This window comes from Petrimonas sulfuriphila (assembly GCA_038561985.1).
Classification (GTDB): Bacteria; Bacteroidota; Bacteroidia; order Bacteroidales; family Dysgonomonadaceae; genus Petrimonas; species Petrimonas sulfuriphila.
Genome location: CP073276.1, coordinates 2,746,463 through 2,769,833, shown reverse-complemented (window position 1 = coordinate 2,769,833; position 23,371 = coordinate 2,746,463). Strand labels below are relative to the sequence as shown.

Below are 23,371 nucleotides of genomic sequence, written 5' to 3'. Positions count from 1 at the left end.
AATCAAACCTATGAGTGTTTTTAGAATATTGTTAATAAATGTTTTATGCTTTTATTCTTTGGGGCTTTTCGCAAGGGACCTAACCATAACCAATGAGGGTACCAACGAGAGAAGCATATCATTCACAACCGGTGAACCGAGAAGGGACACGGGTGATTTGAAAGTAACCAGGGAAGATTTCACCAAATTGTGTCAGAATTACATCGATTTGTATTACGATAAGCTTGATCTTATTGAAAAATCACGGATAAACACCGCTACAGATCGATTAAAGGCAAATCCGGACTATGCTGCCGATCTATCTGGCAGTGCAGTGGTGGCTTCCGCCACTGCTACATTGGAATATATGCCTATTGTGATGTCGGCTTTAGCTGCCCTTTCTGATCCGGTTGATCCGCTGCTCGTAAATAATTTTGGTGCTATCCTGCGTGCACTACATGATGCCGATGTGAAACAAATTTCACAGGGGTTTGATGACCCAATTCTTATATTTATTTATGCAAAAACCCTGGAGCCTCATTCACCGATGATCTTAACGAATCTCGGAAACGCATACATTGACCTCAACATGTATCCAGAGGCCGAAGAAAACTATCGGCAGGCCATTAAATACGATGATTATTTCTGTGCAGCCCATGAAGGGATGGCAAGAGTGTATGTACATAAAAAAGATGGCAGACGTGCCATCGATGAACTTATCAAGGCAGGCAAACTGGGCTTTTCAGCTTCAATGCGGAAAGGCTTCAGGGAAGCCGCAAAAAGCGGAGGTCACGTAGAATCTCCATTCTGGGAAGAGGATCAACAAAATGAGGATCAAAATGAGAACGAAAAGTCGCAGGATGACATACTGAAACTGCCTGTTTTTCCGAAATGGGTGAGCAGGGATGCGTTTATGTTTTCATTACCCAATCTGGTTGAGTTCTCACAGGCTGTGATGGAGAAGAGCATGGCAGGGGGATTGCAATTTGCTGCCACGTACCATGCCGACGAGTTGGATGAAGCCATCAATGATTTTGATTCTGACCCATACCCTGATGAGGAGGGTGATAGTGATGGCGAAGATGAAGACGATAATTCTGAAATGGAGAGTATTGAAAGTGTCGAATTGTTGCCCTCCTATGGTCAGAAATTATTTATGTTGGAGCTGGTAAATGATTATTATACCCAAAAAATTGAGCAGGAATACAATAAAAATGCGGCGAGAAGAAAAATGGCAGATGAGATTTTTCAACAAGAACTGCAAAACCTAAAGGAAAGTGGTGAATATAAACAGATGATGAAGTACGTGCAGGAGAATGATACCTACAATTCAAAAAGACTCGCCAAGGATATCAACAAACGTGCCTCTGCCCTTGCTGATGACCATTTTATTCAATGGAGAGATATGACGTTGGACACCTACCGGGGTGTAAAGATATTGCTTTATGAATATTGGAATGTAGCTTACCAGGTGGCTGGAGATATGTATGATCAGGACGCTGTAAATTATTTCAATGATATTCGGGAGTTAACAGTTAATATCAGTCTGTTACCCATAGCAACCGATTTTTCTTTATTACCGCCGGGCTACGCATTGGCAGACTATTTCGCCCCCATTGTAACCAAGGATGAAGACCTGAATCAATATAAAAGTTCACCGGTTGCTGAGATTGAGATGCTCGAGAAAGAGGTGGATGATTGCCCGCTCAAAAAAATTGACAAGCTCGTTTTAAACGCAGGAGCAATAGGATTTAGTATTACCTGTGATACCTGGGAAATTGAATATTTACAAGGTATTGGAGGATCGTTAAAACGTAACTTTAAGAATGGAGATACCGAAATTACGGTCCTGGTAGGTGTCAAAGCCGGTGTTGGTGGTGTGAGTGCCACCGCCAAGGAAGGCATATCGCTCAAATTCAATGAGGCGGGCGATTTCACGGGATGGGCGGTTAAATCGGAGGTAGGTGCCAAAGTGGGAATGGGGCCTGTTTCAGTGGGTAAATCAATTGGATTCTCAAGCGATATAGGCATGGTTTCTTCCCCAAAAACGACGATATCATTCGGAGGGGTAGGAAAGGAGACAAGTAACTGAAAAAATATGAATCATATGAAAAAGATCGATTTTATAATTATTGCAATGTTGTGTATGGTGCACAGCTACGGAGAACAGAACAGTTACCTCTTTTTGAGAGATGGGATGACGGTCGGTAGTGACACTTTGTTGCTGCAGAATAACCCGGACTACAACTATCTGCGCATATTGCGTAGTTTCCCATCGATTCCGGAAAATACACTTACCGCCAGTCAAACAGAAATTGAGCGTTATAAGGAGAAACTGGAAATCATTAACGAACTACTCTATGATTGTGAAGAAGCTGAGAAAGAGAAACAGAGGATAAGGGACAATAAGCCTGTTCCTTTTGATCTGGAGATACTGAATAAGATTGATGCTGCTCAAAAAGAGTGGGAGAAAATTTATGATCAGTATACAGCGATCACTATGCCTCTTACTGAGACTGAAATGGATATTTTGGGCCAGTGGCGGGAGGGCATTGATTCAATGATGAAATTGAATGAACCGCTTAATTATGAGTTGGCGGAACTCAGAAGCAAACCTGCTTCGACAGGAAATCAGCAAAGGAAAAAACAATTAGAACAACAAATCCATCACAACCGGTTAAAGCTCCATAAAGAAGTGGATAGGAAGAACAGGGAAAATCTTCAAAAAATGCTGCAGGAGTATGAGAAATTGACTCCCATTGTAGATAAATTAGATAATTATATCGTTGATGGTTACCGAATTTCATCGGAATCAGTCGGTTTGACAGCCTTAAGGGATCTGTATAAATCAATGTTAAGAGCTTTTTCCTATAACGCTGAGGCCGAGGGCAAAATGAGTCCCTTCGATGCTGTACAGGAATTGAATAAAATGTTTAGGTAAGAATAAACATGGAATGACCTGCTGTTAAACGAGTTTTTGCGTTCGACGTGCCTGCGGAGCTGCTCCAGATTCTTCCTGAAAGCTGTCGAACACTGGGCAGAGCAAGCTGTGTCTTCTATCCTCTTTTTGCAGGAATTCAGTTTGACACCTTAACCGGAAGGAACGACGGCAAGGGTTACAATTTCACCATCGTCCTTACTCTGTATGATTCAGAGAGTCAAAATGAAGAGGTCACGGGACGAACGGAATTAGAGAAGATGGCATTGGAGATGAAGCTCGAGAGCATAAGGAAAGGGTTACATCCAGTGCATGACGAGAAACTGGCGGATATAAAAACCCGGGAGTGGGGAGCTGGCGGAAGCTACAAGTATATGGCAAAATGGGACGATAAGGAGCTCTTGCGCTACTCCAGCTACTATACAGGCCGGGTGAAGGATGTCTTTTTCACCCTGGAAGCAGATGGTGACGATATTGCAGTACCTTTGATGGTAGCAGAGAAGCTAGCTTCGCTGGCCGGGGGCAACATGACAGACAGATCGCTGAAAAGCAGGATAGTCAAACAGTGAGATTATCGCTACCGGATGCGACGGCGATCACTTTTATTAGAGAAACAAATTACTGGGAATTTATAAATCAACAAGTGTGATAAAAGCAAACTAAAAACGGAATAATCATGAAAAAACTTGTATTTTTTTTGTTGGTGGCCCTGTTTTTGAGCAGCTGTACCGGAGAGAAGAAAGAGAAAGAATCCGCCGGGAAGGAATTATCGGTGAAAGAGCTGCAGGCTGAGGCCGGGAAGAAAAGATATCCCCTTGAACAGGGAATTATACGTTCCACCTCTGAAGCCATGGGCATGGAGATGAGCATTGTTACCTATTTTGACAAGTGGGGCGAATGGGAAGCCATTGAAACAACAGTGCCGATGGAAGTCATGGGAGAGGACTACTCCACACGTACCTTGGAGATCATAAAAGGGGATGACCACTGGAAGATAGACCTGGACAAGAAGACAGGTGAGCATTATACCCTGGCAAGGGCAATCAACCCCCTGGGAGTAGATGTGGAATCATTGTCGGATGAACTGTTGGGAAAGATGAACCTGGAAGACCTGGGAGAAGTCGAATTCCTCGGATACAAATGCCGAAAGATGAGCATGAAGAGCGATAAAGGAACCCAAATAGATTATGTGATGTGGGGGAATGTCATGATGAGCATGGAGGGTGAAGCAATGGGCATACAAACTTCCTCCCGGGTAACATCGGTTGAAGAGGTGGCTCCTCCGCAGGAAAAATTTGAAGTACCCCGGGATATCCGGTTCACCGACGAGGAGTAATACCGTCTCATTTATGAAGCAATTATTACTTTTACTTACGGCGTTAACGTTCGCATTTGTTGCCTGTGCACAGATGCAAATACCCAGGGATATAAGCCGGATTCTGGAAAAAGCAAAATCCGGAAAGGAACTCACCGAACAGGAAAGTGCCCGGCTGGAGCAGTGGGGAGAATCGATGGAGAAGCAAGCCAATGCGCTAGACAGGCAAACGGATAAAGGCAAGCTACAGGTACAGGCTACTACGAATAAGCACAACCCATGTCCCGAAAAGGCTGAGCTCTCCCTCCTGCCTTCACTGACGCGTGATACGTATGTGGAGTTTGCTCAATCGCTGATGGCGGCGTATGGGCCGAAGACGGGTGATTTACAAAAGCTGAGGCTTATGCTGGAGCGCTCTTCCAAAAAGACAGACGGAGCAGATATGGGAGCGGCCTTTGTGATGACAGGGGCAGGATCGGCATCGGTTTATGCCATTGCCTGGAGTGCCGTCCAAACGCCGGATGATGTGCTTACGGCCAACAACCTGGGCGTGGCACTCAAAGACATGGGTGAATATTCCAAAGCCATCCGGGTGTTGCAATATGCCGATCGGTTAAAACCGGATATCGGCCTTATCCTCTGTAATCTGGGTTGGGCTTACCGGGAAGCTGGCGACAACACGAATGCCACCCTGATGTTTGAAAAAGCGTTGAGAACAGCACCAAAAATGAGTTCGCCTTACTTGGGCCTGGGGTTGATTGCCCAGTGCGAAAACAATCCCCTGAAAGCGGAACAATACCTGCGGAAGGCTTTGGGCCAAAGGTATTCGGCAGTAGGTTTCGGCGCCATGAAACAAGCACAGGCGGCAAAGTCGCCTTCACAGAGCCAGGGGAGCCAGCCCCGGCCGCTGACGGATGAGAAAGGCGATACAGAAGGAGTGGAGGTACCCGACCTGCCCGTGTATGAGGATATAGGAAGAATGGCGGGACAAGAGCAACCAATCAAGAGATACCTTTCCGGCCTGGATGCCCGGAAAAGACAGCTGACCTCCGACCTGCTGTCGGTGTCGGAGCGGATCAGAAAACAGCAGCTGCGTGCATCGAAAGATCCGGACAATGCAATGGTTTTCACCCGTGATTTCTCAAAGGAGATCATGCTGTTTTCCGATATCACGGAATTGTTGTTTGGTGAAAACAGCAACTACGGACAAGCACTGAATCAGGGTGCAAAGATCATGGAAAACAATTCGAACCTGCTGGAACAGCATATGCCCACAATCACACAACTGATGGAACAATCGCTACGTCTTCAGGAAGAGCTGACTGCACTCCTCAAGAAGCTTGAGGCGTGTGGAGATAATGAGTATTGCCAGAAAAAGGTGGGAGCGGAAATCAGGCGGGTACAATACCAGCTGGACCAGGTCATGTTTCGCATCTGTAAGGAACAAAAACGGGACCTGGAATCTTCCTTTTCAGCCGGATGCAAAAACTACACACTGGTTTCCAATGCTTTGAAAGAGGCGATCCCCGACTACTATGCTTTTACCAATCCCATCATTGAACGGATGTATGCCCCCAGTCTCAATGAGTATTACAACCTTTACCGGGAAATGATGACGGTGATCCATCTGGAGATAGCTGCCGGCTTTGCTTCAGGATTGCCGGGTTATGCCGATCAGCTCAATCAAATGATTTGCGTGGAGCCCGAACCGCCGGAACCGCCGGGAGAGGCGCCTGACCCTGAGCTGCCCTCAAAAAAGAAGAAAGATTGCCCGTTGGGTGAAAACGGTATCGGGGGTGGCATTGGGCCTTTATCGTTTGAGCTCAGCTGCGACCACGTGAAGTTATCGGGTGGAGAAGGTTTACTATGGTCTGTAAAGCGCGATTTTAACAAACACGAGACCACCATCTGGGGAGGAGTGGGCGTGAAAGGAGAATACGGCAACGGCAATCTCACGGCGGAAGCTACCATGGGAGTAGAGGTCACCATCGGACAGGGTGATGCCGTAAAGGATGTGGCTTTCACCAGCTCGGTCAAAGCCGGTGTGGGCGGACTGGCAGAAGGAGAGATTAACGGCCGTTTTGCCCTGGAAGGAGGCCCTTCGGTGGATGCGTCCGCTAATTTTACGCCACCGGGCATTTCTGATTTGCTGCCGGAATAAGCAATAACCAGTCTTGCCACAATAAGTCTTTCAATAAAAAATGGATGTTAAATCAATAGGCAATGAAAAATAATGTAGTTATAATTCTGTGGATTTTTTCTCAACTTGTCTCAGCGCAGCAACTCGCTCAAAACTATCTCTCCAACCTTCCAAAGTTTCCAGACAATGGTTGTGCGGTAACCGAAACAAATAAAAACACCTTTTACCAGCAGATTGACAGGGTCATCGAAGCGATCGAATTGGATATTGAGCGGATACACAAACAACAGCCGCCTGCCGACCAAAATCAGCTCTTAAGTACGGTATCAGGTGGCGAAGCTGCCGGCGAACAACTGGCACAACAAAAACTCATGAAAGATCACGGAATCTCTTCGATGGATCTGAAAAAAATTGAAAACATGAGTGAAGAGGAACTTCAAGAGTGGGGTGAGAAGTATGTCGCTTCCAACAGGGGAAAACATTCGCAATCATCTGCCAGGAAGCAGTACAACATCAAATTACAAGACCTTCAGGACAGACTGTCGACGTATAAAGAGGGGTGGGTGAACATGCAGGCTGAATATGAAAAGAAAGAAAAGCAGGCTAAAACCGATCTCGACCTGTGTTTGGAAATGGTATTGAAAAATGCCCCGGAACCCCAATACAGAGGTGAAGCATGCATCAACCAGGATGTTATTGATGAGTATATCACCAAGAACGAACAACGTTGTAATGACAACTACTGCCAGGCTATCGCGCCACTCAAGAAACAAATGATGAACAAAAAAATGGGGGAGATGCCTCAGGTACTGAGGTTGCTTTCCCAAATTCAAACGATACAGAACGATCAGGTGAAAGAACAAACCGGTCTTAACCTTAATGCATCTCAATCAAATGAACTGGCTGCGTTGGAACTGGTAAAGGAATTCGCCGGAGAAATGCGAAATATGCTTTGATATGAAACAAACGTGCCTCATCCTTATTGCGAATAGAGACAACAATTTGTAAATATTTTGTGTTATAAGCGTAAACATAAAAATTACAGCATTATGACAACAAAACATTTCTTTCTGATCGCCGCCGTTTTCTCTTTTTCCATCTCACTGGCACAAGGCAAATTTGTAACCTATGAGGTGGACAATGAGCCTTATGAAGGCTATTACATCAGGCCATCGACGGGAAATCCGGGAAACGCCGCACTGGTACTGATTCTTCACGACTGGGACGGGCTGACCGATTACGAAGTAAAACGTGCCAACATGTTGGCCGAAGAAGGCTATCAGGTATTTGCAGCCGATCTTTTTGGCAAAGGGATCCGTCCCACCGAGAACAAAGAGAAAGCCCAACACACGGGAGAATTGTATAAAGACCGCAGTAAACTGCGCCGCCTGATGACGGGTGCTTTGCATGCTGCAAGACAACAGGGCGCTGAAACGGAAAAAGTGGCGGCGATGGGTTATTGTTTCGGGGGTGCAGCCACCCTGGAGCTAGCCCGCTCGGAAACAGCGTTGAAAGGTTTTGCAACCTTCCACGGTGGCCTGGGAACCCCCGAAGGGCAAGATTACTCAAAAACCAGGGGGAAGATCATCATTTTTCACGGAACAGCCGATACCGCCATCACGATGGATGATTTTGCCGCTCTTGCCAAAGAGTTGGAAGCGGCAAAAATCCCCCACGAAATGACCTCATACGGAAATGCCCCGCACGGTTTTACGGTGTTCGGGACTCCGGCATATCGCCTGGAAGCTGATAAGCAATCTTGGAAACGATTCATAAAATTTCTCGAAGAAATATTCTCTTAAAAACAAGCCAATTCTGCTCATCTATTTTTATACAACGGCCAAAAAACTGTTGTGAAATGCCGTTATATGGAAAAAAAGTTGTATATTGAGCGCAATTTATTGTGAGCAGTTATGCTTAAAGAGAAGTTTCATATTGAGTTTGTGATGGGGAGTGCCACACAAGCGAGTTTGTGGAGAATGATCAGCCAGGTTGACGGATTATCGGAATGGTTTGCCGATGAAGTTACGATGAACGAGGAAGAAAATGTTTACACATTTTTTTGGGGAAAGTCGGATAATCAGGCAGAGATCTTAGGTTCGAAACCCCAGCAAAGTATTCGTTTCCGGTGGTTGGACGAGGAGGAAGAAAATATATATTTTGAGTTCCAGCTTCATAAACTGGAATTATCCAATGAAATTGCTTTACAAATCACCGATTTCGCAGAACCCGACGAAAAAGGCGATGCCATTACCTTGTGGGAAACACAGATCGATAAAATGAAAAGAAGGCTGGGTGTGTAGTAGCTATCCCTCGCTATATAAACAAAAAGAACAACCGAAAACAAGCCGGTTGTTCTTTTTGTTTTCTTAAACCTCAAAACACTTTTCTCCACAGGAATTTATTATCTTTGTATCGAATTTAAAAAGGGCTTCTTTTAACAGATGAGAAGGGATTTCCATATAAAAAAACTTTACGGCTATTTGTTAAAAACCTATATCCCGCTGTTTCTGATGACGTTTGCCATATGCCTTTTTTTGGTGTTGATGCAGTTCTTATGGAAATACGTTGAGGACATGGTAGGTAAAGGGCTCGGGTTGAACGTAATAGGTGAAATGTTTTTATACGCAGCGCTTCAGTTGATACCTTTGGCACTGCCTTTATCCATATTGCTGGCTTCGCTGATGATGTTTGGGAACCTGGGTGAAAACCTGGAGCTGCTGGCCATAAAATCGGCGGGGATCTCTCTCATCAAGGCGATGGTTCCGCTCATTGCCCTGATTGTCTTAATCTGCATAGGCACCTTTTTTTTTCAAAACAACGCCATGCCGAAAATCCAGCCCAAGTTTTATTCACTCCTGATCTCCATCCGGCAGAAATCACCTGAACTGGATGTTCCCGAAGGTGTTTTTTACAAGGAGATAGAAGGTTACAATTTGTACGTGGACAAGAAAAACCGGAAAACCGGAATGCTGTATGGCGTTTCCATTTACGACGTCAGCAGCGGGTTCCAGAATATGGCTGTCATTATCTGTGATTCGGCCGAGATGCGAACCTCGGAAGATAAATTATCGCTTGTCTTTACGATGCATAGCGGGCAACAGTTTCAAAACTTTACCCAGGGAACGGAAAATATGAATTTTTCTTCGGAGTTTATCCCCTATGCCCGCGAGAGTTTTGTTACAAAAACGATGACTATACCCTATGATGACAACTTCAACCGAATGGAAGAAAGTGTTTTACAGGAGAGCGAATCGAGCAATTACGTTTCCAAAAATATCGCACAGCTAAGGGTTTCGATCGACTCTTTGGAGCAATTCATCGACAGCGTAAACATTTCCGACCGGAAGATAATGAAACAATATACCTATCTTTCTTTCCGGAACAGCTATCCGCAAGAGAAAAGGGACTCCATCGTTGAGCACGCAACCGCATCCATGAAACCCGATATGGATTCTATTTTCGCTTCAAAAGACATACAAACCCAGACGGCCATCCTGCAAAACGCCTACTCAAAAGCCGACAATAACGGGAACGATTATCTTTTCCGGTCGATGTCCAAAACAACCACACAACGAAATATAAACCGGCAATGGATCGAGTGGCACCGAAAATTCACCATCCCCTTTGCCTGTCTCGTATTCTTTTTCATCGGTGCCCCACTGGGCTCCATCGTACGCAAAGGTGGCCTGGGAACACCCATTGTCATATCGGTTATTTTGTTTATTATCTACTATATCCTAGACAATGTAGGTTACAAAATGGCCCGCGACGGGGTTTGGGATCATTGGATCGGCATGTGGTTCAGCTCGATGATTCTGCTGCCGTTGGGCATTTTCCTGACGTACAAGGCCATGACAGACTCGGTAATTATGAGTACCGATACCTATACAAGCTTCTTCAAGAAACTTTTCTTTATCCGCGAGAAAAGAAATTATACGCTGAAAGAGGTCGTTATTGAAGAACCCAACTACGCCGAGGTTTATCAATCGTCACGTGAGCTGACCGATGAGGTGGCCGCCCACCTGCAAAAATACGGCACCCTCGGATACAAAACCTATTGGACAGACAACGGATACGACCATTCCTTGACCTCGATAAAAAACAAGATGGAGAATATGCTCAATCAGCTATCCAACTCACGTAAGCCGATGGTTATTGAGAAAGCAAAGGAATACCCGGTTTTGATAAAATATGTACGCCCCTTTAATACGGGATCCACACTTGCCAAACTGTGCATGTATATTTTCCCTCTCGGGGTTATAATGAAACTGCTTTCACTGCCTTTTGAAAAGCGAATCAACAGGGACTTAAACGCCGTATTAACGTTAAACAACGAATTAAATGAGATAATGAACAACCAGCAACGTAAAGTAGCTGTATAAACAATACAAAATGAAAGAATTTACGCTAAACACGATAGAAGAAGCTATCGAAGAAATAAAAAAAGGAAACTTCATAATCGTGGTCGACGACGAAGACCGCGAAAATGAAGGCGATCTGATCATTGCTGCCGAGTGTATCACGCCGGAAAAAGTCAACTTTATGGAGACGCACGCCCGGGGACTTATCTGTACACCCATCACCAAAGAACGTGCCGAAGAATTGGAGTTGCCCATGATGGTCACCCACAACACCTCCATCCACTCCACACCGTTTACCGTCTCTATAGATTTACTCACTCACGGCTGCACGACCGGCATCTCGGCCTACGACCGGGCACAAACCATACTGGCGCTGGCACGTGAAGAAACCAAACCCGAAGATTTTGGCCGGCCGGGACACATTTTCCCGTTACGAGCCATGAGCAAAGGCGTTATTCGCCGTGCAGGACACACGGAAGCTACTATTGACCTGGCCCGTTTGGCCGGATTGTACCCTGCCGGAGCGCTGGCAGAGATAAAAAAGGAAGACGGGGAAATGGCACGCATGCCCGAACTGATGAAAATGGCAAAGGAATTTAACCTGAAGATTATTTCAGTTGCCGATCTCATCAAGTATCGCCTGAGGACAGAGTCGCTCGTAAACCGCGGGGAAGAGGTACATTTACCCACCCAGTACGGCGATTTCCATATGGTTCCTTTTCGCCAGAAGTCCAACGGATTGGATCACGTAGCACTGATAAAAGGAGAATGGCACAAAGACGAGCCCATTTTGGTGCGCGTTCACTCGTCGTGTATAACCGGCGATATTTTCGGCTCCATGCGATGCGAATGCGGAGAACAACTGCATAAAGCCATGCAGATGATCGAAAAAGAAGGAAAAGGCGTGTTGGTTTATCTCAATCAGGAAGGACGTGGAATCGGACTTATGGCAAAGGCTTCGGCCTACAAATTACAGGAAAAGGGAATGGATACGGTTGATGCCAACCTCCATTTAGGCTATAAGGCCGACGAGCGCGATTACGGCGTGGGTGCACAAATCCTGCAAAGCCTGGGCGTCACAAAAATGCGGTTAATGACCAACAATCCCGTGAAACGTATCGGACTGGAATCTTACGGACTGGAAGTGGTGGAAAATGTGCCTATCGAAATTACGCCCAACGAGTACAACCATTTCTACATGGAAACCAAGAAGAAAAAGATGGGACATATCCTGAAAAATTCCGGATTGTAACCGTAAAAGCAAAAAAATGGAAATAACCGGTCTTCTCATAGGTTTTGTGGCCGGAGGAATTATTGCCTGGATCATGGCAACCCTCCTTGTCAGGTTGAAAACGGTATCAAAACAAGAACTTGAAGCCGTGAATGAGAAGAATGTCTCTCTACATACCGACCTCATTGTAGCGCAGGAGAAACTGAAGTCAATGCAGGAAGATGAGGCGGAATTAAGAACGGAGATTGCGGCATACCGGGAAAAGACAGAACAGTCCCGGGACGAAGTTCAGGCCCTTGAACGTAACCTCTCCGGCACTACTGCCCAGCTCAATGTAGCCCACGACACCGTACAAAAGCAGTTGGAAGAAATCGGCACTTACAAGCTGGAATTAAAATCGATGACCGATGAGTTTAACGAAACCAACAGGTTGCTTGCCGCCTCAACAGCCGACTTCAACGCCCTGAAAGAGAAGCTGGAGACGCAAAAGTCCGAAATGGAGAACCTGCGAAAACAATTCAACCTGGAGTTTGAAAATATCGCGGAAAAAATCCTGGACGAAAAAACGCACAAGTTCACCAAGATCAATCAGGAGAACTTAGACATCATCCTGAAGCCGTTAGGTGAAAATATCGACTCGTTCCGGAAAAAAGTGGAAGAGGTCTACATTACCGAAGCCAAAGAGAGGTTTTCACTGGGCGAAGAAGTAAAAAAGCTGAAGGAGCTCAATACAAAACTCAGCGAGGATGCCGTGAACCTGACCAATGCCTTGAAAGGAAGCTCCAAAACACAAGGCGATTGGGGACAAATGATCCTGGAGAACATCCTCGAGAAATCGGGATTGGTGCGCGACAGGGAATACTTTGTCCAGGAGTTCCTGAAAGACGTCGACGGTGCCTACCTCGTTAACGAGGACGGAAGCAAAATGCAACCCGATGTGATCATCTCCTACCCCGACGACCGCAAGGTAATTATCGACTCCAAGGTATCGCTGTCGGCGTATGTTCGTTACACACAAACCGACGAAGTCGACGAACAAAAAAAATGCATCGGGGAACACCTGCGTTCGGTAAGGAAGCACATTGATGAGCTGAGCCGGAAAAGCTATCAGGATTACGCCGTTACGCTCGATTTCGTGATGATGTTCGTCCCAAACGAACCGGCATACATGCTTGCCTTACAACACGACCCGGATATCTGGCAATACGCATACGACAAAAAAATCCTGCTCATCAGCCCTACAAACCTGATTGCAGCGTTAAAGCTCATCGTTGACCTCTGGAAGCGTGAATATCAGAACCGAAATGCGATAGAGATTGCCGAACGCGGGGCAAAACTCTACGATAAGTTTGTGGGGTTTATCAATAACCTCGAAAAAATCGGGAAAAACCTGGACCAGGCTCAGAACGCGTACAACGATGCCTACAAACAGCTTTCTACCGGAAACGACAATTTGGTCTTACAGACTCAGAAACTAAAAGATTTGGGAGTTAAAGCAAAGAAAAGCTTGCCGCAATCGCTGATTGAGGAGTAAAAAAGCCCAGGCTCTCACAACTTATAACTTAACAACACTATGTACGAAAAAATGCAACAACACCTGCAAAGCGAATTAGCCGCTATCCAAGAAGCAGGACTTTACAAAAATGAACGGATTATCGTTACGCCTCAAAAGGCAGAGATCAAAGTAAAATCGGGACAGGAAGTATTGAACTTTTGTGCCAACAACTACCTCGGATTGTCAGACAACGCCCACCTGATCGAAGCAGCCAAAAAAGCCCTCGATGAACGCGGGTACGGAATGTCATCCGTACGTTTCATTTGCGGGACGCAAGACCTTCACAAAGAGCTGGAAGCTACGATCAGCAAATTTTTCAAAACGGAAGATACCATTCTATACGCAGCCTGCTTCGACGCCAACGGCGGGTTGTTCGAACCCCTGTTTACCGAGGAAGATGCTATTGTTTCAGACGCACTCAACCACGCCTCCATCATCGACGGAGTGCGCCTGTGCAAAGCCAAACGTTATCGCTACGCCAACGCCGACATGGCCGATTTGGAAGCCAAACTGCAGGAAGCACAAGCGCAACGCTTTCGCATCATCGCAACGGACGGTGTGTTCTCCATGGATGGAAACGTGGCTCCCATCGATAAAATCATGGAATTGGCCGAGAAGTACGATGCCCTGGTGATGATCGATGAAAGCCATTCGGCAGGAGTCGTCGGAAAAACCGGACGCGGCGTTACTGAACAATACAACTGCCTGGGAAAAGCGGAAATCATTACCGGAACGCTCGGAAAAGCATTTGGTGGTGCCATAGGCGGTTTTACTACCGGACGCAAGGAGATCATCGACATGCTTCGTCAGCGTTCACGCCCCTACCTTTTCTCCAACTCCATTCCTCCGTTGGTGGCAGCTGCCGGAATCAAGGCGTTTGAATTGCTTCAGGAATCGAATGAGTTGCAAGACAAGCTGCACGAGAATGTCGATTATTTCGTAGCCAAAATGAAAGAAGCCAATTTCGACATCAAACCTACCCAGTCGGCTATTTGTGCCGTAATGCTCTACGATGCCAAGCTGTCACAGGAATTTGCATCAACCCTGCTCGATGAAGGCATCTACGTTACCGGATTCTATTATCCCGTCGTTCCGAAAGGGGAGGCACGTATCCGTGTTCAGCTATCCGCCGGACACAAACGTGAACACCTGGACAAAGCCATTGCTGCGTTTATTAAAGTCGGAAAAAAACTTGCCGTTATTAAATAACCCACAACTTATAACCCACACTCATTATGAAAGCCTTAGTTAAACTGCGTCCCGAAAAGGGAATATGGATGCAAGAGATACCCGTTCCCGAGATCGGAGTGAACGATGTCCTCATTAAAATCATAAAAACCTCTATCTGCGGAACCGATCTGCACATTTATAAATGGGACGATTGGGCGCAAAAGACCATCAAAACCCCCATGACCATCGGACACGAATACGTGGGCGAAATTGTGGACATGGGAAGCGGAGTAAAAAACCTGAAAACCGGCGACCGGGTTACCGGGGAAGGACATATCGCTTGCGGACACTGCCGCAACTGCCGCCGCGGGAAGCTACACGTTTGTGAAAACACCCTCGGTGTGGGTGTGAACCGCGACGGGGCCTTTGCCGAATATTTGTCGCTCCCGGCAGAGAACGTCGTTAAGCTGGACCCCCGTATTCCCGATGAGATCGCCTCCATTATGGATCCCTTCGGAAATGCCACGCATACAGCCTTATCGTTCCCGCTTATCGGGGAAGATGTGCTCATCACCGGTGCCGGGCTTATCGGGAGCATGGCAACCGCCATATGCCGCTTTGCAGGTGCCCGGTACGTTGTGGTCAGCGACCTGAGTGATTACAGGCTGGAGATAGCCCGGAAAATGGGAGCTACGCTAACCGTTAACCCTTCGAAAGGAGAGAGCATCCGGCAAGCGGTTGAAAAACTGGGAATGCGCGGCTTTGACGTAGGGTTGGAAATGTCCGGCTCCCCCGCTGCATTCCGGGAAATGATCGACAACATGTACAACGGTTCAAAAATATCGCTGCTCGGAATTTTACCCAACAACACTACGGTCGACTGGAACGAGATCATCTTTAAGGCCCTTACGCTGAAAGGGATTTACGGCCGTGAGATGTGGGAAACCTGGTACCAGATGGAGCAGATGCTTATTTCCGGAATTGACCTGACTCCCGTTATCACCCATCGTTTTTCCATCGATGAATACCAGAAAGGTTTCGAAGTGATGGAAAGCGGACAGTGTGGAAAAGTGATTCTCAGCTGGGATTAGAATTTTCAGAACGCGTCGGCAGACGGTTTGCGTTCGGTCAGGGTAAGTATCCGGAAGTTCCTGTCCAGTTCCATCTGAACGATATACCCTGAAACGGTTTTCTGTTGTCCACCGTCAACATACGATTTCTGAACGGGAACATTCACCTTGTAATGTTCAATATCCGTTTTCTCGTATGCTACTGCGGCCGTATTCGGTAAAAACTGGACGGTTGGAGCTTGTGTTCTTGCCCCAGTGATAATCAGGTCTCCAACTATCTTTTCACGTTGACCTCCACCGGAGTTGAAAAACCGGAAAACGACCGGAGCCATATATTTGGTTATTTCGTTGGCTTTAAGAGCGGATAATGCCGTAAAGAACCCGTCGACGGTAAGCCGGATACTGTCCAGATCACTTTTTGTAACCGGATACGATTGGAACAACATCTCGTATCTTTCCTGTGCATTGCCGAAATAGTCGCCCGGCAGTTCTCCGCTTTGCGACGCAACCATGTAATCGGAATAACTTTCGGCGGTATTGTCGTTCAGGGTAGCCACCCAGGCAAGCGAATCCAACCTTTTTTTCACCAACGGGGTGTACGGGCTTTCCGGATATTGCGTCAGGAAATCCCGCAGTTCCGCCCTGTTATCCGAAGATTGCAATGTTCTCCAGGTCTCTGCTTCATTTCCTTTGAGTTTCACCAGGTTTTCTTCAGCCAGGGTGTAATATTTTCCTTTCGGAAACGCCTGCATATAAGTCAGGTAACCGCTTACACTGTTTTCTTTCACAGCCGCATCCCATTGCAACCTGTCTAAATTGCCTTTTCTTACCGTCTCTCCGTAATAAAAAAACCCGGCAACCAGCAATATACCCAAGAGGAGCAACCCCCAAAAAAGGCGGCTTTTGTTCTTTCGCGGCCCTGTGTCTTTTGACAAAGTATCCGTCGGCAGATCCGGATTCTCTTTTTTGGCCTCAACACTCCTTTCAGTCAATTCCTGCCCAACAGCATCCATTCCCCCTTCACCTTTGGGGACATCCACTTCATATTCCTTTTCTATCTTATCTTTGCAATCGTTGCAAAACAATGCTTCTTCCGGTTTACTCCTTCCGCAAAGCGGGCAAAATTGGGCCATAGTGTTGTATTTAATTCAGGCAAAGATAAAAAATGCACGGCAATAAAGATAAAAAAACGGCCTGTTTTTGCAAAGATCACCAAAGTTCGTATATTTGTCCCACCACCGTTACCGGCTTTGTCGCGGATGATGATGTATTTGAAAAAGGAATTGTTTATGAATGGTTCTTACAAAAAAAAAATGCTTAGTTTTAAATACGCTTTTCAAGGTGTCGCAACACTTTTCCGCGAAACGCCTAACGCGGTGATTCACCTGATACTGGCCATATCAGCCATTCTGATGGGGTTCCTGTTTTCGATTTCCACTGCGGAATGGCTGGCAGTAACTGTCATTATTGGATTGGTTTTGGCCCTGGAAGCTGTAAACACCTCCATAGAAACGCTTGCCGACCTTGTTTCAAAAGAACGCAACGCAACGATTAAAAAGGTGAAGGACCTGGCTGCTGCAGGCGTTTTGCTGGCTGCCATGGCGGCATTGGCGGTAGGGGTTTTGGTTTTTCTTCCAAAAATTATTGAGTTATTTCAACCTTGATGCCTGATTACACAGCCTACCTGACGGATATACAGGAAGTTTCAATTTCGGAGTCTGCTTTAAACGACAAACTTTTCGAGCTGAAAAAGTTGTTAGAGCGCTTTTCGAGAGAATTAACGTCCGGTGAATCCGTCCAGTTTCCCAACCTGTTCTCGCGCTTGGTGTTCCTGGCTCAGCAACACCGGATTCCCAACCGGTTGGAGTGGCAACTGCAACACTTACGAGTTCGTACGAAAGAGATCCGGGAAAAGAATGAAGAACTGGTAGAGGCCGAATACCGGCAACACGAAAGGGCACTGATCAATTTCCTGGAACTCCTCTCCGGCAACAAAACAAATTCGGATGAGGGCCTCACGCTCTCGCCTCAACCCATCGGCAAAGAGCGGACGTTACGCGTTCAAGTTCAGGCGGTAGACAACGAAAAATCCGAAATCAGGTGCCTGTCGGAAAAACATCCGGGAACGGAGGTAACTGTCAGGTGCGATGCGTTGAGCAGCCCGGTCGATCATTTTTGGGAAGGGGCGCAGCTCAACCTGATCGATTTCACGGTAGACAAAAACGGCCGTTTACTCCCCAAGCTGATTGTATTGGAACCCGATTACCTGATAGACGCCTCCGCCATCGCGGAATGCTTTCACGATTACTGCGTCACTCCGATGCACTATTTCAGAAACAAGTTCGAGACACCCGAAAACCGTTCCTATCTTCTGCTGGGTAACCTGGCAAACTTTTTCCTCGACGAGCTGATCTTTGCCCAACAACCCGATGAGGTCTCTTTTGACGAAACATTCCTGAAATCGTTCCGGCAGTCGCCTTTCGAATACACGAGCTGCCGGGATATTGCAACCGACGAAGACTTCCGTGATTTCATGCGAAAAGCGCGTACCCAGTTTGAGAACATCAAACGAGTGATCACCGAAGATTTTCCACGGAGAGGAATTAACCTGCACCAGTGTACGCTCGAACCGTCGTTCTTCAGTGAACGATACGGTTTTCAGGGGCGGTTGGACTTGTTGCACATCAATAAAAAAGCGTATGAGATTGTAGAGCTCAAATCGGGTAAACTTCCCTACCCTGCTTACGACACAGGAAAGATTGCGCTTAACCACGAAGTACAGACCGGCGTTTACCGGCTAATGACCGAAAGTGTGTTTGATGTACCGTCACGCCGGGTGGAAGCAGCCATTTTATACTCGTCCGGAAGCATTCCGGGTACAAACCTCCGTTTTGCCGCCGGATTCCAACAACTGGAGAAAGAGATCATCAACGTCAGGAACCTCATTATTGCCAACGAACATGCCATCATAAACGGTAACAATCAAACGGTTGCGCAACTGTTTCAGGCTCTTTACGACACCACCGGAACCGCTCAGAAATCCGCAACGTTCTACACGCAACGGATCGAACAATTCAAGTCGGTACTGCAACAATGCACGCCAATGGAATTGAGCTACTTTTACCGCTACATCCGTTTTGTTTCGCAGGAACTGTACCTGCAAAAAACAGGAGACGTAGAATACGAGTCACCCGCCGGTGTGGCTTCGTTGTGGAACAGCGATTTTACCGAACGTGCAGAAGCACTGGATGTTTTGTATGGCTTGTCCATCGAGTCGATTGACGATTCGGGAAACGACATGAAAATCGTGTTCCGGAGAAATCATGCCGGAAACGATGTGGTAAACTTCCGTGAGGGAGAGATCTGCATTGTCTATCCCCGGCAGGATGAACAAGACACCGTCCTCAACCGCCAAATACTGAAAGGGGCCCTGGCAGCCATCTCGCGGGAATTTGTCGAGGTCCGTTTCCGGAACAAGCAACGAAACCGCACGTTTTTCAACGAGAACCCGCTTTGGGCGATCGAGCATGACGCGCTCGACACATCGTACAATAGTATGTATAAGAGCCTGTTTGATTTTCTGAATGCCGAAAAGCAGCAGCGCGATTTACTGTTGGGATTAAGAGCACCCCAAGCTCCGGCAATCCCTGAAAACAAGTTGCCTTATCCCGAAAGCATCATCCGGAAAGCGATGGCTGCCGAAGACTATTTCCTGATTATCGGCCCGCCGGGAACCGGAAAGACATCCATTTTTGCCCGCCGGCTGATTGAAGAGTTTTACGCGAAAGAAAACGGCAACATGCTGGTATTGGCCTATACCAACCGGGCCGTGGATGAGCTTTGCGAAGCCATAAATGCCGCATTTGGCTGCAAGGATGAAAATTCATGCAACTACATCCGTGTGGGAAGCGAACTTTCGTGCGCCGAAGCGTATCGGGACCGGTTGTTGCAAAACATCTCCGAAAAAGCCAGTAACCGCGAATCGCTGCGGACAACGATCCGGAAGACCCGGATTGTTGTATCCACCCTGGCATCCATAAACGGAAAACCGGAACTTTTCAGCCTCAAGAAGTTCGATGTGGCCATTATCGATGAAGCGTCACAGATCCTGGAGCCACAAATTATAGGGTTGTTGCCCCGTTTCGATAAGTTCATCATGATTGGCGACCATCACCAGTTGCCCGCCATTGTCTTGCAGAAAAAACAGGTTGCCGCCATTCACGAGCCGGAACTTACCGGAGCAGGGATCACCAGTTGTGCCCATTCCCTTTTCGAACGCTTGCTGCGCAACTGCGTCGGTAACAACTGGACACACGCCTACACCCAGCTCACCATCCAGGGCAGGATGCACGAGCAGATTGCCGCATTCCCCTCCACTCACTTTTACCCGCAAGCCCTCTTGTCCGCAAAGGAGTGGCAGGCTCAACCGTGGAGATCATCCTTCCCCGAAACCGGCAATGTCTTTTTACAGCATGTGTCAAAAAGCCGAATCGCATTTTTTTCGACCGAACAGTTGCCTCCGCAAAGTACCTCATCGAAAACAAACACCCCTGAGGCGGAGATCGTGGCTGAGGTCATACGTTCCGTTGCCACCGTGTATGCGCACGACCGGCGGAATTTCGACCCACGGAATATCGGAATCATTGCGCCCTACCGAAACCAGATAGCACTCATCAAGCACAAACTGGAGAAAGCAGGCATTCCGGCGTACGAGAACATCATGGTGGATACGGTGGAACGCTTCCAGGGCAGCCAGCGCGATGTGATCATCATTTCGTTTTGTGTGAATAAACCGTATCAACTGTACTTCCTTTGTAACCTGAATGATGAGGGCACCGTAGACAGAAAACTGAACGTATCTCTTACGCGCGCGCGCCAACAACTGTTTATGGTGGGAAACCGGCAAATCCTTAAAAAACATCCTGTTTACGCAACGTTGATGGAATTTCTGAAAGAGAAAACGGTGGTTCTGGAAGCTACCGGGATTAACCCGTAAAAACGTTGTTGCTCGGTAAAAATAGCAATTTTAATTCACGAATCAAACAAAAAGTTTCAGCCTAATAATTTTTTGTTACAATAAATTTTGTACTTTTGTACTCACAAATTGTCTTATGGTGTAATGGTAGCACAACAGATTCTGGTCCTGTTTGTCCAGGTTCGAGTCCTGGTAAGACAACTAATTAAAAATCAGACTGTTGGAAGAAAGCCAGCAGTCTTTTTTTATTTTATATGCAGCAGAAGCGAAAAATAATCAACGATCCCGTTTTTGGATTTGTCAATATCCCCGATGAGTTTATTTACGAACTTATCCAGCATCCCTGCCTGCAGCGGCTGAACCGGATCCGGCAACTGGGAATGGCATCCTATGTTTATCCCGGTGCACAGCATACCCGGTTTCACCATACCATTGGCGCCATGTACCTGATGGACGTGGCCTTGCTGAATTTACGCGACAAAGGCCACGAGATCACCAAAGACGAATACCGCGGAGCGCTGGCTGCCATCCTGATGCACGATATCGGGCACACTCCCTTTTCGCATGTGCTGGAGAATACGCTGGCGAACAACGTGCCTCACGAAGAGGTTTCGTTGCTGCTGATGCAGCAGATCAACGACGAGAAAAAAGGTGCACTCCAGACGGCCATCGATATTTTTCGGGACAAGTACCCCAAGCGGTTTTTACACGAGCTGGTAAGTGGGCAGCTGGATGTCGACCGACTGGACTACCTGCAGCGCGACAGTTTTTTTACGGGTGTCAGCGAAGGGGGTATCGGTGCGGCACGCATCATGAAGATGCTCGATGTGATTGACGACAAGCTGGTGGTTGAGTCGAAAGGGATTTATTCGATAGAGAACTTCCTGATGTCACGCCGGTTTATGTATTGGCAGGTCTACCTGCACAAAACGGCGGTGGCCTCGGAGAAAATGTTGACAAACACCATCAACCGGGCCAAGTACCTGTCGCGAAACGGCGAAGACCTCTTTGCATCGCCCTCGCTGGCATTCTTCCTAAAAAACGACATCACGTTGAAAGATTTCCGGGAAAGCCCGGAAGTGCTGGAACATTTCACGAACCTGGACGACAACGATATCTGGACATCGTTAAAGGTATGGAAGTCTCATTCCGACAAGGTCTTATCCTTGCTGAGCCACGGAATGGTCAACAGGAAGCTGTTCAAGATCCAGATTACCAATGAACCTCACCCGACAGAAAAGAAGCAAGAATTTATCGAAAAATTTACCCGTAAATACGGAATCTCGGAAAGCGAGGCTGCCTATTTTGTTTCTGCCGATTCGCTGGCTACCGACATGTACAACAAGTACGACGAAAGCATCAAGATCCTCTATCGCGACGGCTCCATAAAAGACATCTCCACCGCATCCGATATGTTCAACATCGAGTTGTTATCGAAAAAGGTGGAGAAGTATTACTTCGCGTACCTGAGGGACTAGCCCTCCTCTTCGGTATAGTCTCTCCCTTCGGGAACAAAGAACCACACCACAATCGCTCCGACAAGGCCCGACAAGAGAATTACGATCCTTATGGCCGGCACATTTATTATCAGGAAAGAAGAGACCAACACCATCGTCACCATCAAAATGATTACCTTCACTTTTCCGCCTTTCGAAATACCTTTCCGGCGCTGGTAGTTTTTAATGCGGGGCCCCAGTATCCTGTTACTCAGCAACCAGTTATACAGCTTTTCGGAACTTTTTGCAAAAAGGGCGGCAGACAATAGTGCGAAAGGGGTACAGGGTATGCCGGGAACGAAAACGCCCAACACGGCTAAAACCAGGGCAAAAGAACCTCCTGTGGCGAACAGGATTCTTTTACTCCTGTTCTTCTCCAATTCTTTTTTAGCTTCAACAACGGTAATCTCTTTGGAAATGGGCTGCGATTTTCTCTCTTCCGGTATGTTCATTCCGACACAAAAATGGTTTAAGGCTGCAAATATAAATAAAAATGTTATCTTTGCCGCATTGTTTTAGATTATAATCGATTAGCGTTATGCAAATTCCTCCTGCCAAGAATCAACAAGTCAACGTTCTCTTTGTTTGTCTCGGAAACATTTGCCGTTCTCCGGCTGCTGAAGGGATTCTCAAGAAAATGGTTGCCGACAACCGCCTGGAAGAGAGAATCTTTGTAGATTCCGCAGGCACATCCGGCTGGCACGAAGGCGAATTGCCCGATGACCGGATGCGTATGCACGGACAACGGCGCAACTACGATTTTTGTTCCCGGTCGCGGAAGTTCGTCAGCACTGATTTTGAGCGGTTCGATTACATCATTGTGATGGATGATGACAACTACAGGAACGTAAAAAAACTGGCAAAAACGGAAGAGGATGTTGCCAAAATCCACCGGATGATCGATTTCTCCAGTAAGTTTTCCCACCACCACAAGGTTCCCGATCCCTATTACGGGGGAGCGTCCGGTTTCGAGCTGGTGATGGATTTGCTGGAAGATGCCTGCGGGAACCTGCTGGATAAGATAAAAAGTAATTTTGGATAGAACCGGGATCTTCTTAAGTCGAAATACCCGTTTCTAATTTCAAATTTCTACGAATATTCGTATCTTTGCACCCTTAAATAAATATTCAGAATTTTA

Annotated in this window: 19 protein-coding genes and 1 tRNA gene; 18 read left to right on the top strand and 2 right to left on the bottom strand. The window is 46.9% G+C overall.

The window, feature by feature from the left end:
• Nucleotides 1-10: 10 nt before the first annotated feature.
• From KCV26_11680 to tdh, 13 genes are all read left to right on the top strand, one after another.
• Nucleotides 11-2,071: a tetratricopeptide repeat protein gene (locus KCV26_11680; GenBank protein WZX35959.1), complete on the top strand. Its 2,061-nt coding sequence runs from the start codon at nt 11-13 to the stop codon at nt 2,069-2,071.
• A 15-nt stretch (nt 2,072-2,086) separates the two neighbouring features.
• Nucleotides 2,087-2,920 (top strand): hypothetical protein, encoded by an 834-nt coding sequence (locus tag KCV26_11675; GenBank protein WZX35958.1) that lies wholly within the window; start codon nt 2,087-2,089, stop codon nt 2,918-2,920.
• A 269-nt stretch (nt 2,921-3,189) separates the two neighbouring features.
• Nucleotides 3,190-3,486, top strand: coding sequence for a hypothetical protein (locus tag KCV26_11670; protein ID WZX35957.1), 297 nt, complete (start codon nt 3,190-3,192; stop codon nt 3,484-3,486).
• 107 nt (nt 3,487-3,593) lie between these two features.
• Complete coding sequence (locus KCV26_11665; protein ID WZX35956.1) at nt 3,594-4,253, top strand: hypothetical protein; 660 nt, start codon at nt 3,594-3,596, stop codon at nt 4,251-4,253.
• A gap of 13 nt (nt 4,254-4,266) precedes the next feature.
• Entirely contained in the window at nt 4,267-6,393 is a 2,127-nt protein-coding gene (locus KCV26_11660; GenBank protein ID WZX35955.1) for a hypothetical protein, read from the top strand.
• A gap of 62 nt (nt 6,394-6,455) precedes the next feature.
• On the top strand, nt 6,456-7,328 hold the full coding sequence (locus KCV26_11655; GenBank protein ID WZX35954.1) for a hypothetical protein: 873 nt from the start codon (nt 6,456-6,458) through the stop codon (nt 7,326-7,328).
• 93 nt (nt 7,329-7,421) lie between these two features.
• The gene (locus KCV26_11650) at nt 7,422-8,174 is read left to right on the top strand and encodes a dienelactone hydrolase family protein (GenBank protein ID WZX35953.1); all 753 of its coding nucleotides are present in this window, start codon (nt 7,422-7,424) and stop codon (nt 8,172-8,174) included.
• A 111-nt stretch (nt 8,175-8,285) separates the two neighbouring features.
• On the top strand, nt 8,286-8,675 hold the full coding sequence (locus tag KCV26_11645) for a hypothetical protein (protein ID WZX35952.1): 390 nt from the start codon (nt 8,286-8,288) through the stop codon (nt 8,673-8,675).
• Between the two features lie 141 nt (nt 8,676-8,816).
• The gene (locus KCV26_11640; GenBank protein ID WZX35951.1) at nt 8,817-10,757 is read left to right on the top strand and encodes an LptF/LptG family permease; all 1,941 of its coding nucleotides are present in this window, start codon (nt 8,817-8,819) and stop codon (nt 10,755-10,757) included.
• A 10-nt stretch (nt 10,758-10,767) separates the two neighbouring features.
• Entirely contained in the window at nt 10,768-11,988 is a 1,221-nt protein-coding gene (locus KCV26_11635; protein WZX35950.1) for a bifunctional 3,4-dihydroxy-2-butanone-4-phosphate synthase/GTP cyclohydrolase II, read from the top strand.
• A gap of 16 nt (nt 11,989-12,004) precedes the next feature.
• A complete protein-coding gene (gene rmuC, locus KCV26_11630) occupies nt 12,005-13,501 on the top strand; it encodes a DNA recombination protein RmuC (GenBank protein WZX35949.1) in 1,497 nt (498 codons plus the stop codon).
• A gap of 39 nt (nt 13,502-13,540) precedes the next feature.
• A complete protein-coding gene (kbl, locus tag KCV26_11625; GenBank protein ID WZX35948.1) occupies nt 13,541-14,731 on the top strand; it encodes a glycine C-acetyltransferase in 1,191 nt (396 codons plus the stop codon).
• A 26-nt stretch (nt 14,732-14,757) separates the two neighbouring features.
• Nucleotides 14,758-15,783, top strand: coding sequence for an L-threonine 3-dehydrogenase (tdh, locus tag KCV26_11620; GenBank protein WZX35947.1), 1,026 nt, complete (start codon nt 14,758-14,760; stop codon nt 15,781-15,783).
• 5 nt (nt 15,784-15,788) lie between these two features.
• Here the strand turns inward: tdh and KCV26_11615 are convergent, their stop codons facing one another.
• Complete coding sequence (locus KCV26_11615; GenBank protein WZX35946.1) at nt 15,789-16,895, bottom strand: hypothetical protein; 1,107 nt, start codon at nt 16,893-16,895, stop codon at nt 15,789-15,791.
• A gap of 156 nt (nt 16,896-17,051) precedes the next feature.
• Between KCV26_11615 and KCV26_11610 the strand changes: the two genes are divergently transcribed.
• From KCV26_11610 to KCV26_11595, 4 genes are all read left to right on the top strand, one after another.
• Nucleotides 17,052-17,426 carry a diacylglycerol kinase family protein gene (locus tag KCV26_11610; GenBank protein ID WZX35945.1) on the top strand — a complete coding sequence of 125 codons (375 nt, stop codon included), beginning with the start codon at nt 17,052-17,054 and terminating at the stop codon, nt 17,424-17,426.
• Complete coding sequence (locus tag KCV26_11605; GenBank protein ID WZX35944.1) at nt 17,426-20,758, top strand: AAA family ATPase; 3,333 nt, start codon at nt 17,426-17,428, stop codon at nt 20,756-20,758. The genes KCV26_11610 and KCV26_11605 overlap by 1 nt, the downstream gene beginning before the upstream one ends.
• 109 nt (nt 20,759-20,867) lie before the next feature.
• Nucleotides 20,868-20,938, top strand: a tRNA-Gln gene (locus tag KCV26_11600).
• Between the two features lie 53 nt (nt 20,939-20,991).
• The gene (locus KCV26_11595; GenBank protein WZX35943.1) at nt 20,992-22,215 is read left to right on the top strand and encodes an HD domain-containing protein; all 1,224 of its coding nucleotides are present in this window, start codon (nt 20,992-20,994) and stop codon (nt 22,213-22,215) included.
• Here KCV26_11595 and KCV26_11590 read toward each other — a convergent pair.
• Nucleotides 22,212-22,685, bottom strand: coding sequence for a YbaN family protein (locus KCV26_11590; GenBank protein ID WZX35942.1), 474 nt, complete (start codon nt 22,683-22,685; stop codon nt 22,212-22,214). The two genes, KCV26_11595 and KCV26_11590, sit on opposite strands and share 4 nt — an antisense overlap.
• Before the next feature lie 86 nt (nt 22,686-22,771).
• Between KCV26_11590 and KCV26_11585 the strand changes: the two genes are divergently transcribed.
• Nucleotides 22,772-23,275, top strand: coding sequence for a low molecular weight phosphotyrosine protein phosphatase (locus KCV26_11585; GenBank protein ID WZX35941.1), 504 nt, complete (start codon nt 22,772-22,774; stop codon nt 23,273-23,275).
• Nucleotides 23,276-23,371: the final 96 nt, after the last annotated feature.

Coding starts and splice junctions, on each gene's coding strand:
- KCV26_11675 (WZX35958.1), top strand. CDS start 2,087: ATGAAAAAGATCGATTTTATAATTATTGCAATGTTGTGTATGGTGCAC.
- tdh (WZX35947.1), top strand. CDS start 14,758: ATGAAAGCCTTAGTTAAACTGCGTCCCGAAAAGGGAATATGGATGCAA.
- KCV26_11660 (WZX35955.1), top strand. CDS start 4,267: ATGAAGCAATTATTACTTTTACTTACGGCGTTAACGTTCGCATTTGTT.
- rmuC (WZX35949.1), top strand. CDS start 12,005: ATGGAAATAACCGGTCTTCTCATAGGTTTTGTGGCCGGAGGAATTATT.
- KCV26_11615 (WZX35946.1), bottom strand. CDS start 16,895: ATGGCCCAATTTTGCCCGCTTTGCGGAAGGAGTAAACCGGAAGAAGCA.
- KCV26_11655 (WZX35954.1), top strand. CDS start 6,456: ATGAAAAATAATGTAGTTATAATTCTGTGGATTTTTTCTCAACTTGTC.
- KCV26_11645 (WZX35952.1), top strand. CDS start 8,286: ATGCTTAAAGAGAAGTTTCATATTGAGTTTGTGATGGGGAGTGCCACA.
- KCV26_11650 (WZX35953.1), top strand. CDS start 7,422: ATGACAACAAAACATTTCTTTCTGATCGCCGCCGTTTTCTCTTTTTCC.
- KCV26_11640 (WZX35951.1), top strand. CDS start 8,817: ATGAGAAGGGATTTCCATATAAAAAAACTTTACGGCTATTTGTTAAAA.
- KCV26_11595 (WZX35943.1), top strand. CDS start 20,992: ATGCAGCAGAAGCGAAAAATAATCAACGATCCCGTTTTTGGATTTGTC.
- KCV26_11635 (WZX35950.1), top strand. CDS start 10,768: ATGAAAGAATTTACGCTAAACACGATAGAAGAAGCTATCGAAGAAATA.
- KCV26_11610 (WZX35945.1), top strand. CDS start 17,052: ATGAATGGTTCTTACAAAAAAAAAATGCTTAGTTTTAAATACGCTTTT.
- KCV26_11605 (WZX35944.1), top strand. CDS start 17,426: ATGCCTGATTACACAGCCTACCTGACGGATATACAGGAAGTTTCAATT.
- KCV26_11680 (WZX35959.1), top strand. CDS start 11: ATGAGTGTTTTTAGAATATTGTTAATAAATGTTTTATGCTTTTATTCT.
- kbl (WZX35948.1), top strand. CDS start 13,541: ATGTACGAAAAAATGCAACAACACCTGCAAAGCGAATTAGCCGCTATC.
- KCV26_11590 (WZX35942.1), bottom strand. CDS start 22,685: ATGAACATACCGGAAGAGAGAAAATCGCAGCCCATTTCCAAAGAGATT.
- KCV26_11585 (WZX35941.1), top strand. CDS start 22,772: ATGCAAATTCCTCCTGCCAAGAATCAACAAGTCAACGTTCTCTTTGTT.
- KCV26_11670 (WZX35957.1), top strand. CDS start 3,190: ATGAAGCTCGAGAGCATAAGGAAAGGGTTACATCCAGTGCATGACGAG.
- KCV26_11665 (WZX35956.1), top strand. CDS start 3,594: ATGAAAAAACTTGTATTTTTTTTGTTGGTGGCCCTGTTTTTGAGCAGC.